Source organism: Erwinia persicina NBRC 102418 (assembly GCF_001571305.1).
Taxonomy (GTDB): Bacteria; Pseudomonadota; Gammaproteobacteria; order Enterobacterales; family Enterobacteriaceae; genus Erwinia; species Erwinia persicina.
Genome location: NZ_BCTN01000001.1, coordinates 290708 through 307304, shown reverse-complemented (window position 1 = coordinate 307304; position 16597 = coordinate 290708). Strand labels below are relative to the sequence as shown.

Here is a 16597-nt window from a genome sequence, read left to right as displayed (position 1 = left end):
GCAAAATTGACTTTACTCAAAAAAGTTTCAAAGTAAATTTTATTGCGTAACCAAAGTGTCCTTATTTGATTCAGCTCACAACTCGGATTTCCCAGAGTGATAAAAGCGCGCTAGCGTGACGCCTGCACCATTGCTGCTTCCAGAACGGCCTCCTGCGCGTTGAGATAGCCGAGCGTCAGGGTGAAGCTGGCCGACTCTCCCCCCCTGAGCGCGCGGACGTTGCCGCGCTGTTTTTCAGCCTGGTAACCTTCCACTCCACAGGTGGCGGGCATGGCAAAAGCGCACACTTTCTGCCGGTTGTTGGCGAGGATCCAGCGCACCAGATGGGAAAACTCTTCCGGGTGGTAACACATTGAAAAGGCGTCACCCTCTGGCCGGCGCAGCATCACATGCACCCGGCCGTCCGGCGCGGTCTTCAGGTTTTTCAGATAGAAAACCAGCTCGGGATCCACGCCGAGGCGGGCGCTGATGGTGCGGGTGACGGAGGGATCTTCCTGCAGCGTTTGCAGGTGGGCCAGGTAGCTGTCGCTGGCCCTGACGAGGGCGGGAACCGAGGTGCGGACCACCATGTCGGCGCTGCTGAAGCCGGTGGGCTGCAGGATTTCCCCCCCTTCAACAAAGGCAAAGTTGGCGTGGCACATGTACATCAGATCCATATCATCCGCGGAGAGGTTTTCCACCGCCATGCGCAGCTCAAAGGTGGCCGCCGCCGGGCGCAGCACCACGCGCGGGCGGGCCATGTAGTGATCGCCAAAGCCCATCAGATACTCCCGTTCGCCGGCCAGCGCCATCCACGGCCCGTGCTCATCCTCTCCGGTTTCAATGCTGGCGCTATCCATGGCCGCCAGCGGCATCTCACCGTGCAGCGCGTGGCTATCCTGCGGGCCGGGATTGCCATTGCGCAGCAGGCCGGAATGATACATAAAGCAGCCGTAGGTGCCGACAATGTCCGCTGCGGGCCGGGGTTCTTTGAAGGCGCTCTGCATGGTCAGGTCAACGCCATCAAACGTCGCCTGCCAGATCATCTGACCGTACCAGGGCAGGATCACCAGGTGCCCGCGGCGGTTACTCAGACGGACGGCCTCAATGCCGGACGTCGTGCGGTAGATTTCAGCGCGGCAGTCGCCTGACCGCACAATCTCACGCGGTGTGCTGCTGAAAAAGGACTTTTTAAGGGTGATTATGGTGTGTGACATCGCTTTCCCCGCGTGGTTTGAATACGTTAAAATTTACTGATGAGATTGAAACAGTAAATCTTTCCTCCCGGGCGCACAACGGCCAACGCTCCGCTCACGCCTTCCCCGATGTTCAAAATGCGACCTGCAACACAGTTACGCAGATTTTTGCCGTGGCCGGATTTCTGCCGCGCAGATTTCGTGAGGCAGCGCCCAAATTGCTGATGAAAACAGCGGCCGTGGTTGCGGGGAATTTTTGTTGGTGATAGTAATGCACTTGTTCACAAATAAATGTAAAGTTGTAAAGTAATTCACAACTCAACAACCAGGGACACCGATATGTCAGAACTGAAATTTGCTACCCGCCTCAACTCCTTTGCGTCCGGCGCGTGGCGCTACTGGCCAGAGCTGAAAGGCAAGCCTTCCGTGTTGCAGATGATTGAGCGTGCTGCTACGGCGAAAGGCCTGACCCATCTGGATCTGAACTATCCGCAGCACATCACCGATGATGTCAAAACCATGCGTCAGAAAATTGAAGACGTGGGGCTGGCGGTGAACGGCATGCAGATGCGCTGGGATGCACCGGAATTTAAAATCGGCGCGTATACCAACCCGGATGCCAAAATCCGTCGTCAGGCGATCGAACTGACCAAGCGCGGTATTGATGCCGGACGCGAATTTGGTGCCAGCATCATGACGCTGTGGATGGGGCAGGACGGTTTTGATTACTGCTTCCAGGTCGACTACAAAAAAGTCTGGGAAGATGCGGTCAGCGCGGTGCGTGAAGTGGCGGAATATGCCGGGGATATGGACGTCAGTATTGAGTACAAGCCCAACGAACCGCGGGCTTTCGCCATTTTCCCGAACGTCACCACCTGCCTGCTGGCGGTGGAGGAAGCCGGCTGCCCGAATCTGGGTATCACCCTCGACTTTGCCCACGTGCTGTATGCGAATGAGATCCCGGCCTATGCCGCCGCCATGGTGGCCCGCCGTTCACGCCTGCTCGGCCTCGATCTGAACGACGGCTGGGGCAAACGCGATGATGGTCTGATGGCCGCTTCCGTTAACCCGCGCGCTACGCTGGAGTTCCTCTGGCAGATGAAGCGTGACGGTTATAACGGCGCTTACTATTTTGACACCTTCCCGGATGCCAGCGGTCTTGACCCGGTGCGTGAAGCGGAAACCAACATTGCCACCGTTACCCGTTTACTGCGGCTCTGCGACAAGCTGGATAATAACCCGGCCCTGCTGGACGCCATCAGCCGCCAGGATGCCGTTACCTCTCAGCAGATTGTTAACGACATTATGCTGGCACCTTAATACGTCTCTCCCCCGGGTTATAAACCCTATAAAAATAACAGGATAGATTATGAAAAAGCACTTACTCTCTGTACTCACCGCGACACTGTTCTGCTCGACCGTTTATGCAGCGGATCTGCCGCCACTGCAGTCCGATACCGAAGCTGACCGCACCGACTGGACGCAGCTCACTGAAAAATACGGGCCGTTGCCGGCACCGGACAAAAAACTGAAAATCGGTGGCGTATCAAAAACGCTGACCAACGAATACTGGCGCTCGCTGGGTGAAGGCTACAAAGCCGCAGGCGCAAAATACGGCATCACCGTCGAATATCAGGCGGCCGCTAACGAAGACGATCAGCTGGGCCAGCTGTCGATCGCCGAAACCCTAATCTCACAAGGCTTTAACGGCCTGCTGGTCTCCCCGCAGACCGATGCTAACCTGCAACCGGCCTATGAAGAAGCGAAAAGCAAAAACATCCCGGTGGTCAACGTTAACGATGCGGTGATGCCGAATGCGGCCCACTACGTCGGCAACGTGCAGAAAGACAACGGCGTACGGGTGGCCAACTGGTTTATCCAGCACTATCCGAAGGGCGGCAAGGTCGCCGTCATTGAAGGGCAGCCGGGCGTTTACGCCGCCGCACAGCGGACGAAAGGCTTCCGTGAAACCATCACTAAAAACGGTAAGTTCACGCTGGTGGCCAGCGTGCCGGCCAACTGGAGCCGCGAAAATGCCTACAACGCCGCCTCGACCATTCTGCAGCAGCACCCGGATCTGATTGGCTTCTATGCCAACAATGACGGCATGGCGCTGGGCGTGGTAGAAGCCGTGCGCTCACAGGGTAAATCGGCGCAGACTGCCGTCTTCGGCACGGACGGTATTTCCGATGCCTACGCCTCGATCAAACGCGGTGAGCTGACCGGTACCGTTGACAGCTTCCCGGTGCTGACGGGCGAAGTGGCGATGGACGTGATGCTGCGCCTGGTCGCTGGCCAGAAACTGTCGCGCGTCGTCTCCACGCCGCAGGCGTTGATCACCAAAGACAATGCCGATGCCTTCTCGACCAAAGACAATAACAAGCTGCGTCAGCTTTTAGCACAGCAGTAATCACGGCGGAGGGTGTATGGAACAGTTTTGTCTGACGATGCGTGGCATCAGTAAAACCTACGGCAGTGCGGCAGCGTTACAGACGGTGGATTTCTCCGTCAGACCGGGTGAGGTGCATGCCTTAATCGGTGAGAACGGCGCTGGCAAGTCGACGCTACTGAATATTCTCTCCGGCGTGCGCCCCGCCGATGCCGGTGAGATCGCCGTCAACGGCGTGGTGGTGCAGATGAAAAATCCCCTGTCCGCGCGCCAGGCCGGGATTGCGATGATCCATCAGGAGTTGCAGCACGTTCCTGAGCTCTCCGTGGCTCAAAATATGTTTCTTGGCCGGCCACTGACGCGCTTTAAAGGCTGCTTTGTTGACCGTAAGGCACAGCGTAAGCGGGCAATCGCCATCCTGCGGCGTCTTGATCCGAGCATTGACCCGGACGAGCCGATTAAGAATCTGAAAGTGTCGCAGCAGCAGATAGTGGAAATCGCGCGTGCGCTGCTGGATGAGGCCAAAATCATTGCGATGGATGAGCCGACCTCCAGCCTGACGCCGCGCGAGTTCGACCGGCTGGCTGAGCTGATCTCCGATCTGAAGTCGATGAACGTGGCGCTGATCTACGTGTCGCACAAGATGAACGAGATCTTCAAGGTCTGCGACCGCGCCACTATTCTGCGCGATGGCCGACAGGTCGGGGTGGTGAACATCGGCGATGAAACCGAAGAAACCATCGTCACTAAAATGGTCGGACGCAAAATTGAAAAGGTACAGCATCAGTCTTACATCACCGGGAAAGAGGTGCTGCGGGTTGACGGACTGGGGCGCGATAAAGCGGTACAGTCCGCCAGCTTCAGCGTTAACGCGGGTGAAGTGCTGGGCATTGCCGGGCTGGTTGGGGCAGGGCGTACGGAACTGCTGAAGCTGATTGCCGGTATTGATACCTGCACCAGCGGCAGCGTACGGGTGGACGGCGTGGTGGTGAAAACGCTTAACGTCAGCACCGCCATCAAAGCCGGCATTGGCCTGGTGCCGGAGGATCGTAAAAAAGAGGGCATCATCAAACAGCGTGCGGTGAAAATGAATATGGCGCTGCCGTCGATGATGAAATTTACCCGAGCCGGACTGTTACGCCAGCGGCAGCTCGATAGAGTGGCGCTGGAAGTGATGAGCGATCTGAATCTGCGTCCGTTAAATATTGAAAAGCCGATTGGCACATTAAGCGGCGGTAATCAGCAGAAAGTGATTATCGGCCGCTGGGTGGCAGCGGATAATAAAGTGTTTCTTTTTGATGAGCCAACCCGGGGAATTGATATTGGTGCCAAATCAGAAATTTATAATCTGATAGAGAAATTAGCCCGCCAGGGCAAAGCGATTGTGGTGGTGTCTTCTGAAATGCCGGAAATTATGCGTATTTCAGATCGGGTGCTGGTCATGCGTGAAGGGAAGATCACCAAAGAACTGAGCGGTGAGGCTATCACCGAAGAAAACATCGCCCGTTACGCGATTAACGATCTGGCTTAAGACCGAATAAAGGTAATGATTATGATGACGCAAGAGAAAACTCAGCCAAAGGTGCCGGCCCCGGCACTGTTTAAATTTAATTTGCGCGACGCAGGAACGCTGATTGGTTTATTAATTATTGTGGTGACATTTTCATTTCTGTCACCGGTATTCTGGACCTTGCCAAACCTGCTGAATATTCTGCAGCAGTCATCCATTAATGCCATTATCGCGCTGGGCATGACGCTGGTGATTATTTCTGGCGGTATTGACCTCTCTGTCGGGCCAACGGCGGCATTATCAGCCGTACTGGGTGCCACGCTGATGGTGGCTGGCGTGCCGGTGCCGCTGGCGGTGATGGCGACGCTGGGCGTTGGTGCACTTTGCGGCGTGTTCAGCGGTACGCTGGTGGCCTATGCCGGACTGCAACCCTTTATCGTCACCCTGGGCGGGCTGTCACTGTTCCGTGCGCTGGCCCTGATTTTTACCAACGGCAACCCTGTTTTCGGCATTCCGATGGCGTTCCGAAACCTTATCAACAGCACGGTGTTTGGCATACCGACGCCGATTATCGTGGTGGTGGTGATTGCCCTGTTCCTGTGGGTGGTGATGAACAAAACCCCGCTGGGCGAATATATTCTCGCCGTCGGGGGCAATGAAGAAGCTGCGCGCGTGGCAGGTGTCCCGGTTAAGCGCACCAAAGTGACGGTGTTTGTTATTTCCGGCGTACTTGCCTCGCTGGCGGCACTGATTCTGATTGCCCGCCTGGGGGCGGCAGAACCCACCATCGGTAACCTCTGGGAGCTGGATGCGATTGCCGCGGCAGCCATCGGCGGTGCCTCGCTGATGGGTGGTAAAGGCAGTATTGTCGGCACGCTGATCGGCGCGGTTATCCTCGGCGCGTTACGTAACGGTCTGACACTTCTGAATATTCAGGCGTTTTATCAATTGCTTGCTACTGGCCTTATAATTATCATAGCGATGTTGATTGACAGAGCGACACGAGGCAAGTAATGAAGCAGGATCCGCGAGCCATAGGCGCTCAAATACGTATGCGATTACCCAGCCTGACCCCTCTGGAAAGAAAGGTGGTTGACTCCGTTACGTCGAAAACGGATTTGTCTGAGCAGACGTCAATTAAAGAAATTGCCCAGATGAATAATGTTTCTGAAGCCATGGTGGTCAAAATTGCCAAGAAGTTAAATTTTTCAGGGTTCAGGGATTTCAGAAGTAGTCTGATTTATTATAACTATTCTGAAGTGGCCGGGATGCATGCGGAAATTGAAGCGGATGACTCGTCGGAGCAATTACTGGCAAAAGTCTTCAGGACGTCAATTCAGGCAATAGAAGAAACACTGACTATTCTTGATGTCTCTGAATTTAACCGGGCAGCGGATATTCTGTTTAAAGCGCGTCACATTGATTTATATGCCGTCGGCGGTTCCGCGACGGTCGCGCGGGATTTATCCCATAAGATGTTAAAGATTGGGATTAAAACCACGGTGTACGATGATGCGCATATTATGCTGATGTCTGCGGCAGTGTTATCGGATGACGATGCAGTGATCGCCATCAGTCATTCCGGCGCAACGCGCGCGGTAAATGACCCGATAAAGCTGGCGGCGCGTAACGGGGCCAAAGTTATTGCAATTACGAACTATGCCGAGTCGCCCATTGCGCGCAGCGCGCATGTGGTGCTCAATTCAACCTCTCAGGGCTCGCATTTGTTGGGGGAAAACGCCGCGTCACGCATTGCCCAGTTGAACATACTGGATGCACTGTTTGTGGCGATTGCGCAGAAGGATCTGAAGACGGCGGAGAAGAACCTGAAGAAAACCCAACAGGCAGTCCAGGATCTCAGAGAATACTAGTATGAGCCACATCTTAGTCATCGGCAGTCTTCATTACGATATTCTGCTGCAGGCCGACCATCGCCCGGAAAAAGGGGAAACGGTGATTGGCAGCGGCTGTGCCTATAAGTTTGGCGGCAAGGGCGGTAATCAGGCCGTGTCGGCGGCGCTGGCCGGTGCCCGGGTGCGCTTTGCCGGGGCCGTAGGCGACGATGTGCAGGGGGCGTTTTTACTTGACGTGCTGCAACAACACGGCGTGGATACCACGCATGTCGCGATCGGCGCGGGTCTCTCCTCCGGGATGAGCGTCGCCATTCAGGATGCGGAAGGCGATTATGGCGCGGTGGTGGTGTCGAATGCCAACAATCACATAACCCTGGCGTCCCTCAGCGATGATGCTCTCTGGCAGCAGGTGAGTATGCTGCTGCTGCAGAATGAGGTGCCGGAGGCGGTAAATCATCAGGCCGCCGCCGAAGCGAAAAAGCGCGGCATCCGCGTGTGTCTGAATGCCGCCCCGGCGCGCCCGCTGACTCCGGAAATACTGGCCGGTGTGGATCTGCTGGTGGTCAATGCGGTGGAGGCCCGCGATCTCAGCCAGATTACCGTGGCCGATTTAAGCGCCGCCTGCCTGGCCGCAGAGAGCCTGGGGCGTGATTTCCCGGCGGTGGTGGTGACGGCGGGGGAACACGGTGTGGCGTTCTGCGAGCAGGGGGCAGACAGCCAGTCGCTGCCTGCCCGCAAAGTGCAGCTGGTCAGCACCCACGGGGCAGGCGACTGCTTTATGGGCATGCTCTGCACCACGTTGCTGAACGGTGAGCCGCTGGCGGTGGCGGTGGATAAAGCCAACCAGGCGGCCGCCGAACACGTATCGCGCCCGTTGCTGTAAAACGGGCTGACCGAAACAGAAGGTCAGCCCCTGCGGGAGATATCTCTGGCTGTATGAGGGATAATGTCCACCTGCCGGGGCCGACCTTTTTCCGGTCGACCCGTCTGCTCGTTCCGGCGGCTTAAAAATCCCGTAACCGATCGAACAGATCCATCATGGCGTGTCTGTCGAACCGTTCAGACGCGTCTTGCCCCAGCTGCTGCTCCATCTGGCAGAGCAGCCCGTAAATCACGTCGGCAATCTCTTCCCGCTCAATGGTTTCAATACTACTGCTGCGTCGATCCATCGCGTTGAAGGCCTCTGCCCAGCTGCGTACTAAGGTCTCCGCCGTGGCGTTAACGCTCGCGGCATCGCTGGAACCGTTGATCTCACGCAGGGAGATGCACGCCTGCTTATACAGCGCGGCGGCCTTTTTCGCATGGGCCGGGCTGATATTTTCGCGGCCGTCCCAGTCGCGAAAGGGATTGTTCAGATTTTCTGCCAGCCACTCTGGCTTGCGCGGTTTAGTGATGGACAGATCGACGCCATCCACCTTTTTCCAGCGCTTCTTCACCGACGTCGCCACATCAGCGGGCAGGCTGGTCATCCACAGCATCGCCATGTGGGGCAACGCCTCCGGTGACGGGACATCCTCCGGAGCGAAGCCGAACAGATCGACCGTGGTGAACATCTGCAGCGCAGACAGGCGCGCCAGGCTGTCCATATGGATCAGAACACCCGGTTTACCCCACAGCCTTAATTGCGCCAGCGCCGGGAAGCGGTCAGCAATGGCGGTGATATCGGCCTGAGCCACCTGGGTAAGATGCAGTCCGCGCAGCGCGTCCAGGCCCTGCAGTGAGGGCAGCGTCTGGCCGTGCATCAGCGTCAGATCCCGGCCCTGATGGCGGCTGTGGATCGTCAGATCGGGGGCCGGTGTAGCGCTCAGCGAGAGCAGGTTAAGCCCGTCGTTTACCCTGAGCGAGGTCAGCCCCGTCGGGTCAATAATCAGCCGCTTCAGCGGGCTGCCGCTCAGATCCAGCGCGGTCATACCGGCTGAAGAAGCCCAGTGCAGCTCCATGATAAACGGGTGCTGACGAAGATACGCGGCCAGCCCCTCGCTGCCCTGTGCTGTTTCGACCGTCGTCAGGCAGGGCAGCTGGTCCAGCAGCGCGTAATCCGTCAGGCCTGCCAGATGGGTATCGGTGATCTTTGTCGTATTCTCGGGCAGTACGCCAGCGGGCAGCGTCACCTGACGGTCGCGCGAGGCGGCTTTAAACCGGGCGCGCTTATCCGCATCAATGGCGTTCCAGTGCCGCTGATTATACAGACTGTTGCCGACGTTCCAGCCGCCTGCATAGCTGTTAACTTCTTCATTGACCAGCGGCGGGACATTCCCGACCAGTGTGTAATGGGGCGGTACGCTGGCCGGCAGGAACGAATGATCGTAGCGACCGCGCCAGAAATAGTAATCGCAGACCAGGGGCTGCATGGTCGCCAGCGCTGCCGCATCCGGCAGGGATGCGCCGCACCAGTCGAGATCGAGCACGGCGACCATAGTCTTGTCTTTCAGCGCTGTGATCTGACAGGCGACATACTGTTGAAGCAGGGGATGATAAACACAATAAATATCGCCTGGGGTGGGTTTCATACCGGCTCTGAGTTGTTGTTAATGTTGTGAAACTATAGCCAAAAACACCCTCTGCTGATAGCGAAAATCCTGGCTGGCGGAGCCAGACCGTTAACCGATAATCAGATAAAACCTTTCTTATTGTAGGGGGACGCTTTACTCCGGGCGAAAACGCCGTCATTGTCGTTATTCGCAGGGTGATGGCAAAAAACTCACATTCAGAGCTATCGAATACATAGGGTAATACTGGTGTGACCTGGTGAGCTCTGCGTATAAAGTAGCCATGACAATAAATAAGGGAGTGTGAGCATGAGCCATTCATTTGATGAAAAACCCGAAGAAGAAGCGAAGCCGATCGTTGAGGCTGACCGCGAAGCCCCGGCCGGGAAATGCCCTTTCCACGAAGGAAAGAGTAATAAAGCCTCCGGCGGCGGCACAACCAGCCGTGACTGGTGGCCTAATCAGCTTCGGGTCGACCTGCTAAATCAGCATTCCAGCCGCTCTAACCCGCTCGATGAAGGGTTTGACTACCGTAAAGAATTCGCCAAATTAGATTATTCTGCGCTTAAAGCCGATATTAAAGCACTGCTCACTGACTCACAGTCCTGGTGGCCTGCCGACTGGGGCAGCTACATCGGCCTGTTCATCCGCATGGCCTGGCACAGCGCCGGCACCTACCGCTCGGTTGACGGGCGTGGCGGTTCCGGGCGTGGCCAGCAGCGTTTCTCCCCGCTGAATGCCTGGCCAGATAACGTCAGCCTGGATAAGGCGCGCCGCCTGCTGTGGCCGGTGAAGCAAAAATACGGTCAGAAAATTTCCTGGGCCGATCTCTATATTCTGGCGGGTAATGTCGCGCTGGAAAACTCCGGTTTCCGCACCTTTGGCTTCGGTGCCGGGCGTGAAGACGTCTGGGAACCGGATCAGGACGTGAACTGGGGGGATGAAACCACCTGGCTTGAACACCGTCACCCGGAATCTTTAGCGGCTTCCCCGCTCGGTGCTACCGAAATGGGGCTGATTTACGTCAACCCTGAAGGCCCGGAGCACAGCGGCGACCCGGCGTCGGCCGCCCCGGCGATCCGCGCCACCTTCGGTAACATGGGGATGAACGATGAAGAGATCGTCGCCCTGATTGCCGGGGGACACACGCTGGGTAAAACGCACGGTGCCGGCGATGCCAAACACGTCGGTGACGACCCGGAAGCTGCGCCAATTGAAGCGCAGGGCTTGGGCTGGGCCAGCACCCACGGCAGCGGTGTCGGAGCCGATGCCATCACCTCCGGTCTGGAAGTGATCTGGTCGCAGACGCCAACGCAGTGGAGCAACTACTTCTTTGAGAACCTGTTCAAATATGACTGGGTGCAGACGCGCAGCCCGGCGGGTGCCATTCAGTTTGAAGCCGCTAACGCAGCGGATATTATTCCTGATGCGTTCGACAGTGGCAAAAAACACAAACCCACCATGCTGGTAACCGATCTGACGCTGCGTTTCGACCCGGAGTTTGAGAAAATTTCCCGTCGTTTCCACGGCGATCCGCAGGCGTTTAACGAAGCCTTTGCCCGCGCATGGTATAAGCTGACCCACCGCGATATGGGGCCAAAAGCCCGCTATATCGGCCCTGAAGTGCCGAAAGAGGATCTGATCTGGCAGGATCCGCTGCCGGTACCGGTGTATCACCCGACGGTGGCGGATATTGCGCTGCTGAAAGAGAACATTGCTACTTCCGGTCTGACCGTCAGTGAACTGGTCTCGGTTGCCTGGGCGTCGGCCTCAACCTTCCGTGGCGGTGACAAGCGCGGCGGGGCTAACGGCGCCCGTCTGGCCCTGCTGCCGCAAAGGGCGTGGGAGGTCAACGCCACGGCGGCCCGCGTCCTGCCGGTGCTGGAGGCGATCCAGCAGTCAACGCAGAAAGCCTCGCTGGCCGACATTATCGTGCTGGCGGGTGTGGTCGGTGTGGAACAGGCGGCGAAAGCCGTTGGCGTGACGATCGAAGTGCCGTTCATCCCGGGCCGCGTGGATGCGCGTCAGGAACAGACAGACATTGAGTCGTTTGAACTGTTGAAGCCGAAAGCCGACGGCTTCCGCAACTATCGCGGCGTTCACGGCCGCACGTCGACGGAAAATCTGCTGATCGACAAAGCGCAGCAGCTGACGCTGACCGTACCGGAGTTAACGGTGCTGATTGGCGGCATGCGTGCGCTGGGGGCCAACGCTGACGGCAGTCAGCACGGTATTTTCACCCAACGTGTCGGTGAGCTGAATACTGACTTCTTCGTCAATCTGCTGGATATGCGTACCGAATGGAAGGCGGCCGACGGCAGCGGAGAGCGCTTTGAAGGGCGTGACCGACTGAGCGGCGAGGTGAAGTTCACCGCGACCCGCGCCGATCTGGTGTTTGGCTCCAATGCGGTACTGCGTGCCTCTGCTGAGGTGTACGCCAGCAGCGACGCGAAAGAGAAGTTTGTAAAAGACTTCGTGGCTGCCTGGACGAAGGTCATGAATCTGGACCGTTTCGATATCTGAGCACGCTGACCCTGAAGGCCCGCTGGAGGAAACTTGAGCGGGCTTTTTTTGCGTTGGGCTTTTTGTCTGGCGTGGTGTAAAGCGTTATCTCAGAGAGCGCAGTCGCTGAGGGGAAAACCTGTCAACGATAAGAATCAGTGCTCACTTCCGCTTTTTGCTCTGCGTTTCACCAGATCCCACTTCTCTGTCAGATTTTTTCCTTCCTTAACTGCCCGTGTTGCTCAAGCTCATAGTCGATAAACGCGCCGATCATGGTTCGGTAGACTTTTTCGATAATGACGACGGGAAGGCCTTCCTCAACGGCTGTCTTACACACCTTATCAATAACCTGCTGGACGCGGTCCGGAGCGCGAACTGCCGAGGCGTCTTTTTTAAAAGACGCTGCCGCTTTCACACATTCGGCGCGTTGAGCGATGATGTGAACCAGTTCGCTATCAATCTGGTCAATACGCTGTCTGACCTCTTCGATGGTGGTAAAATTCACTGTTGATCTCCATGGCTAGTACGCAAGTACATAAGCATACACCAAACCCTGATTTATTCTATGACTTCATCGCCGTGATGTTCAGACCCCCTTAATCTGCCGATGCCTGTAGAATACCGCCATATTCTCCTGTCTTTTTAACAAGGAACGCCTGTATGAATGCCCGGAATATTTTCGATGCGATAAAGAGGGGGGATGCCGGAGAGGTCAGCGCGTGCATCGCTGCAGGCGCCAATCTTGCGGCAGTGAACGATTGGGGATTCACCGCGCTTCAGGCGGCGGCGATGGGCACTCACAACCTGATGGCGACTCAGCACACCGCGATGCTGGACATCCTGCGTATGCTTATTGATGCCGGCAGCCCGCTGGAGGCCAGGGGCCCCTCCGGAGGCACGGCGCTTTACTATGCAGCCGAATTCGCCAGTGACGTTGCACATGTCCAAATACTCCTCGACGCGGGGGCTGAGGCGGATATCTGCGATGTGTGTGGTAATCACATCATGACGAACGCTTTCTCTGATGAGGTCATCGCGCTGCTTGCTCATGTGACAGGCAGGTCCGTCCCCGTTAAACAGCCAGACCCGGACCCTGTCAGGATGACCGCCGGGCAGTGGCGAGCCGCTAAAGCGCGCCTTGATACCCTCTTTGTCACCCTTGAGCAGGAAGGGCTTATCGCGCTGCAGGATGCGGGTGACACCCAGAGTGACGCCTTTGCGTCCTGTACTGAGCGGTTTCACCAGCGTAATGGTGAAAAAACCGGCATACAGGGGTTCTGTTTCTACACCCGGCAAGATCAAAACCGTGCTAAACGCACAAGCTATCTTTCGCTGGGGTTTTGGGGCGCGCCAGAAGGCGCCGAGGCCGATTTACTGCGCGTTGGCACACTCATCACCGACTGCTGCAACAAGTGCGGCTTTGAGGTGCGCTGGAACGGATCGGCCTCCACGCGACCGGAAGTCAGTCTGTTATGACGGTGTGACGGGCTTTTCAGGCCGTGTTGAGTGCGAGGGGGGCTGTCGGGAGATGTGCCCCTCAAAGCTCAGTCCCCTTCACCTGGCACAGCCCCGGCAATTACAGGTATAATCCCGGCAAATTTACAGCGGATTCAGAAATCACCATGACAAAACTGACCTTACAAGAACAGATGCTGAAAGCAGGGCTCGTCAGCAGCAAAAAGATGGCCAAAGTGCAGAGAACGGTCAAAAAATCCAAAGCGCAGGCCCGTGAGGCCAGAGAAGCGGTGGAAGAGAATAAAAAAGCCCAGATCGAGCGTGATAAGCAGCTGAGCGAACAGCAGAAACAGGCTGCGTTATCCAAAGAGTACAAAGCACAGGTGAAGCAGCTGATCGAAATGAACAGGGTGGATATCTCAAGAGGCGATATCGGCTTTAACTTTACCGATGGCAACCTGATCAAAAAAATATCCGTTGATAAGCTCACCCAGTCCCAGCTGATCAGCGGCCGACTGGCCATTGCGCGTCTGGTGGCCGATAACAGCGGCGAGAGCCAGTACGCCATTATCCCGGCCAGCGTTGCCGACAAAATTGCCCAGCGGGATGCCAGCAGCATTGTCCTGAACAGCGCACTGAGTCAGGAAGAGCAGGACGAAGAAGATCCGTACGCTGACTTTAAGGTGCCGGACGACCTGATGTGGTAAACGGCGCTGGCGGCTGATACGGCATTCGCGCCGTATCAGCCCGTCACCGTCCTGTTATCGCCCGCTTGCGTCGGATGCTGCAGCTGTTTTCTCAGCATCAGGCAGAAAGCCTCACTGGCCGGATTATGGCGGTGTTCATTGACCCGCAGCAGGGCGTCTACCGCCGGCAGCGGCATCCTCTGTTCCAGCTCTGCAACCGGCTGGACGCCGCGATCCGCGCTGGCTTCATTCAGGATGCCGACGCCCAGACCGGCATGGATCGCCGCCAGCATCCCGGCGATGGAAGGGCACGCCAGCATCACCCTGTAAGGCAGGCCAGCCTGGTGCAGCTGTTCCTCCGCCAGGCGGCGGTAAAAACAGTCCGGCCCCCAGCTGATAAGCGGCAGGGGCCGTGCGGATGGATAGCGCCAGGTCGCTGGCGCGCACCAGTACAGCTTCTCACTCCACAGCACGCGGTCTTCCGCTGAACGAACGCCGGTGAAATCCTGATGCAGGATCAGGTCCCGCTCTCCCGCGTCATAACGCTGCCGCAGCACATGGCTTTGTTCCACCTCCAGCTGAATCTCTACCTCCGGATGATGATGGGTGAAACGCGCAATCGTCGCACACACCGCGGGTAGCGAGATCTGCTCCGTCACCCCAACGTGCAGCCTGCCCCGCAGCGCAGACGGGGAAAAAAAGGCCACGGCGTTGTCGTGTTCATGGAGTATTTTCTCCGCATGCTGCAACAGCACGCTGCCTTTTTCCGTCGGCGCGGCTCTGCCGGCGACCCGCGTCAGCAGCGGGCAGTGCAGCTGATCTTCAAGCCGCCGCAGCTTCCAGCTCACCGCCGACTGGCTCAGGTTGAGGAGCGAGGCGGCTTTGGTCATGCTGCCGGTTTGCACTACGGTTCTGAATACCCTGAGCGCATCCACTGAAAGACGTTTATTCATTTAAGTATGACAAAAGTGAGTTTTCATCGGTAAACAATGTCACTGGTGTCATACCCCGTCAAGCCGTAGCCTGCTGAGACCACGTTAATGTGACTCAGGAGCAGACAATGCCTCGCGAACATTCATTACTGAACCAGCACGTTGTGATTAATGGCTGCCGCATTGCGGCGGGCGTTCACGGTTCCGGTATCCCTCTGGTGCTGGTTCACGGCACCCCAGCCCATACGGTTATCTGGCAGGCGCTTGTGCCGCTATGGGTAGACGCCGGTTTTCAGGTACACCTGTATGACCTGCCCGGGTATGGCGCATCCGAGCGCCCATTGCATGCCGATACCTCAGTGGCGGCGCAGGTCGCGTTCCTGCACGATCTGCTGGATCACTGGCAGCTGGAAAAAACGCATCTTTTTGGTCACGATATCGGCGGGGCGATTGCCCTCCGGCTGGCCCTGGACGAACCGCAGCGTCTGCTGACCCTGACGGTTGCCGATGCGCCGTGCTACGACTCGTGGCCGTCGCCCACGTGGCGGGATATGCGGGATCGCTATGCAGAGTATGCGCTGACACCGGCCAGTGAGCATCGCAGCACAATGACGCGTCAGCTGAAGATGGCGGTTTTTAATAAGCCGTTGATGGCCGGTGAGCGGCTGGAACAGTTCCTCGCCCCCCTCTGTGGCACGCTGGGGCAGGCCTCCTTTTATCAGCACCAGGTGGCCCACTATAATGCCTGCTACACGGCAGACTTCGCGGAAAGGCTCCCGCAGCTCCGGCTGCCCGTGCAGATCCTATGGGGTGCAGACGATGAATGGCAGCCCGTCCACTATGCCCGACGCCTGCAGCACGATATTCCCGGCTCCACCCTGCATATTTATCAGCACGCCGGACACTTTTTGATGGAAGATATCCCCCAGCCTGTCGCTGCACAGGTTATAGCGTTCGTTAATCAATCTACCCGGAGGTAAGCCATGGTTTTGATCGGTATGCTGGATTCGCCCTATGTCAGACGCGTTGCCGTCTGTATGAATGTGCTCGGCCTGCAGTACGAACACCGCCCCCTGTCGGTATTTGGTGATTTTGAGGCGTTCGCTAAAATCAATCCGGCGGTCAAAGCCCCGACGCTGATAACGGATGACCAGCAGATCCTGATGGAATCTTCACTGATTATCCGTTATCTGCAGGATCTGTCGCCGCACACCTCTGCACTGGTGCCTGAATCCGCAGAGGACAGGGTGAGGGATGTGAGCCTGACCGGCCTGGCACTGGCGGCCTGTGAAAAAGCGGTACAGATCGTTTATGAACGGCGTCTGCGGCCGGAGGAAAAACAGCATCAGCCCTGGGTCGACAGGGTGACCCGACAGCTTCATGGCGTATGGCAGGCGCTGGAAGAGCAAGTGCAGGCACACCCCCCCGCGATCCTCACCGTCGGGGGGATCAGTATCGCCGTGGCGTGGCGTTTTACCTGCCTGATGCTGCCGGATGTGGTCAGCCGTGCGGATTACCCCGGAGTGGACAGCTTCAGTCAACAGGCCGAACAGCGACCGGCGTTTCTGGCTGCCCCGGCAAACTGAAACGGCAGGCCCGCCGGATG

General features: G+C 57.3%; 16 protein-coding genes. 12 read left to right on the top strand and 4 right to left on the bottom strand.

The window, feature by feature from the left end; all coding sequences use genetic code 11:
• Positions 1-110 precede the first annotated feature (110 nt).
• Positions 111-1196 carry an aldose 1-epimerase family protein gene (locus tag EPE01S_RS01365; RefSeq protein WP_062742770.1) on the bottom strand — a complete coding sequence of 362 codons (1086 nt, stop codon included), beginning with the start codon at positions 1194-1196 and terminating at the stop codon, positions 111-113.
• Here EPE01S_RS01365 and EPE01S_RS23315 point away from each other — a divergent pair.
• From EPE01S_RS23315 to EPE01S_RS01335, 7 genes are all read left to right on the top strand, one after another.
• Positions 1190-1441 carry a hypothetical protein gene (locus EPE01S_RS23315; protein ID WP_137269417.1) on the top strand — a complete coding sequence of 84 codons (252 nt, stop codon included), beginning with the start codon at positions 1190-1192 and terminating at the stop codon, positions 1439-1441. The genes EPE01S_RS01365 and EPE01S_RS23315 overlap by 7 nt on opposite strands.
• A 73-nt stretch (positions 1442-1514) precedes the next feature.
• Positions 1515-2495: a sugar phosphate isomerase/epimerase family protein gene (locus EPE01S_RS01360; protein WP_062742769.1), complete on the top strand. Its 981-nt coding sequence runs from the start codon at positions 1515-1517 to the stop codon at positions 2493-2495.
• A gap of 49 nt (positions 2496-2544) precedes the next feature.
• Positions 2545-3585 carry a sugar ABC transporter substrate-binding protein gene (locus tag EPE01S_RS01355; RefSeq protein WP_062742768.1) on the top strand — a complete coding sequence of 347 codons (1041 nt, stop codon included), beginning with the start codon at positions 2545-2547 and terminating at the stop codon, positions 3583-3585.
• A 16-nt stretch (positions 3586-3601) separates the two neighbouring features.
• A complete protein-coding gene (locus EPE01S_RS01350; RefSeq protein WP_062742767.1) occupies positions 3602-5095 on the top strand; it encodes a sugar ABC transporter ATP-binding protein in 1494 nt (497 codons plus the stop codon).
• Positions 5096-5116: 21 nt separating this feature from the next.
• Complete coding sequence (locus EPE01S_RS01345; protein ID WP_062742766.1) at positions 5117-6088, top strand: ABC transporter permease; 972 nt, start codon at positions 5117-5119, stop codon at positions 6086-6088.
• Entirely contained in the window at positions 6088-6945 is an 858-nt protein-coding gene (locus EPE01S_RS01340) for a MurR/RpiR family transcriptional regulator (protein WP_062742765.1), read from the top strand. Before EPE01S_RS01345 ends, EPE01S_RS01340 begins: the two co-directional genes overlap by 1 nt.
• A gap of 1 nt (position 6946) precedes the next feature.
• Positions 6947-7810 carry a ribokinase gene (locus tag EPE01S_RS01335; RefSeq protein WP_062742764.1) on the top strand — a complete coding sequence of 288 codons (864 nt, stop codon included), beginning with the start codon at positions 6947-6949 and terminating at the stop codon, positions 7808-7810.
• A 121-nt stretch (positions 7811-7931) separates the two neighbouring features.
• Here the strand turns inward: EPE01S_RS01335 and EPE01S_RS01330 are convergent, their stop codons facing one another.
• Complete coding sequence (locus EPE01S_RS01330; protein ID WP_062742763.1) at positions 7932-9437, bottom strand: hypothetical protein; 1506 nt, start codon at positions 9435-9437, stop codon at positions 7932-7934.
• 288 nt (positions 9438-9725) lie between these two features.
• Between EPE01S_RS01330 and katG the strand changes: the two genes are divergently transcribed.
• Positions 9726-11939: a catalase/peroxidase HPI gene (gene katG, locus EPE01S_RS01325; protein ID WP_062742762.1), complete on the top strand. Its 2214-nt coding sequence runs from the start codon at positions 9726-9728 to the stop codon at positions 11937-11939.
• A 187-nt stretch (positions 11940-12126) separates the two neighbouring features.
• Here katG and EPE01S_RS01320 read toward each other — a convergent pair whose 3' ends face one another.
• Positions 12127-12423, bottom strand: coding sequence for a chorismate mutase (locus EPE01S_RS01320; protein ID WP_062742761.1), 297 nt, complete (start codon positions 12421-12423; stop codon positions 12127-12129).
• Between the two features lie 155 nt (positions 12424-12578).
• Between EPE01S_RS01320 and EPE01S_RS01315 the strand changes: the two genes are divergently transcribed.
• Entirely contained in the window at positions 12579-13394 is an 816-nt protein-coding gene (locus EPE01S_RS01315; RefSeq protein ID WP_062742760.1) for an ankyrin repeat domain-containing protein, read from the top strand.
• A 146-nt stretch (positions 13395-13540) separates the two neighbouring features.
• The gene (locus EPE01S_RS01310; RefSeq protein ID WP_062742759.1) at positions 13541-14080 is read left to right on the top strand and encodes a DUF2058 domain-containing protein; all 540 of its coding nucleotides are present in this window, start codon (positions 13541-13543) and stop codon (positions 14078-14080) included.
• Positions 14081-14115: 35 nt separating this feature from the next.
• Here EPE01S_RS01310 and EPE01S_RS01305 read toward each other — a convergent pair whose 3' ends face one another.
• Complete coding sequence (locus tag EPE01S_RS01305) at positions 14116-15012, bottom strand: LysR family transcriptional regulator (RefSeq protein ID WP_062742758.1); 897 nt, start codon at positions 15010-15012, stop codon at positions 14116-14118.
• Positions 15013-15119: 107 nt separating this feature from the next.
• Here EPE01S_RS01305 and EPE01S_RS01300 point away from each other — a divergent pair, with 107 nt between their 5' ends.
• Both EPE01S_RS01300 and EPE01S_RS01295 read left to right on the top strand, forming a co-directional pair.
• Positions 15120-15971: an alpha/beta fold hydrolase gene (locus EPE01S_RS01300; protein WP_062742757.1), complete on the top strand. Its 852-nt coding sequence runs from the start codon at positions 15120-15122 to the stop codon at positions 15969-15971.
• A 3-nt stretch (positions 15972-15974) separates the two neighbouring features.
• Positions 15975-16577: a glutathione S-transferase gene (locus EPE01S_RS01295; protein ID WP_062742756.1), complete on the top strand. Its 603-nt coding sequence runs from the start codon at positions 15975-15977 to the stop codon at positions 16575-16577.
• Positions 16578-16597: the final 20 nt, after the last annotated feature.

Coding starts and splice junctions, on each gene's coding strand:
- EPE01S_RS01335 (WP_062742764.1), top strand. CDS start 6,947: ATGAGCCACATCTTAGTCATCGGCAGTCTTCATTACGATATTCTGCTG.
- katG (WP_062742762.1), top strand. CDS start 9,726: ATGAGCCATTCATTTGATGAAAAACCCGAAGAAGAAGCGAAGCCGATC.
- EPE01S_RS01295 (WP_062742756.1), top strand. CDS start 15,975: ATGGTTTTGATCGGTATGCTGGATTCGCCCTATGTCAGACGCGTTGCC.
- EPE01S_RS01360 (WP_062742769.1), top strand. CDS start 1,515: ATGTCAGAACTGAAATTTGCTACCCGCCTCAACTCCTTTGCGTCCGGC.
- EPE01S_RS01340 (WP_062742765.1), top strand. CDS start 6,088: ATGAAGCAGGATCCGCGAGCCATAGGCGCTCAAATACGTATGCGATTA.
- EPE01S_RS01330 (WP_062742763.1), bottom strand. CDS start 9,437: ATGAAACCCACCCCAGGCGATATTTATTGTGTTTATCATCCCCTGCTT.
- EPE01S_RS01345 (WP_062742766.1), top strand. CDS start 5,117: ATGATGACGCAAGAGAAAACTCAGCCAAAGGTGCCGGCCCCGGCACTG.
- EPE01S_RS01300 (WP_062742757.1), top strand. CDS start 15,120: ATGCCTCGCGAACATTCATTACTGAACCAGCACGTTGTGATTAATGGC.
- EPE01S_RS01310 (WP_062742759.1), top strand. CDS start 13,541: ATGACAAAACTGACCTTACAAGAACAGATGCTGAAAGCAGGGCTCGTC.
- EPE01S_RS01315 (WP_062742760.1), top strand. CDS start 12,579: ATGAATGCCCGGAATATTTTCGATGCGATAAAGAGGGGGGATGCCGGA.
- EPE01S_RS01365 (WP_062742770.1), bottom strand. CDS start 1,196: ATGTCACACACCATAATCACCCTTAAAAAGTCCTTTTTCAGCAGCACA.
- EPE01S_RS01305 (WP_062742758.1), bottom strand. CDS start 15,012: ATGAATAAACGTCTTTCAGTGGATGCGCTCAGGGTATTCAGAACCGTA.
- EPE01S_RS01355 (WP_062742768.1), top strand. CDS start 2,545: ATGAAAAAGCACTTACTCTCTGTACTCACCGCGACACTGTTCTGCTCG.
- EPE01S_RS01350 (WP_062742767.1), top strand. CDS start 3,602: ATGGAACAGTTTTGTCTGACGATGCGTGGCATCAGTAAAACCTACGGC.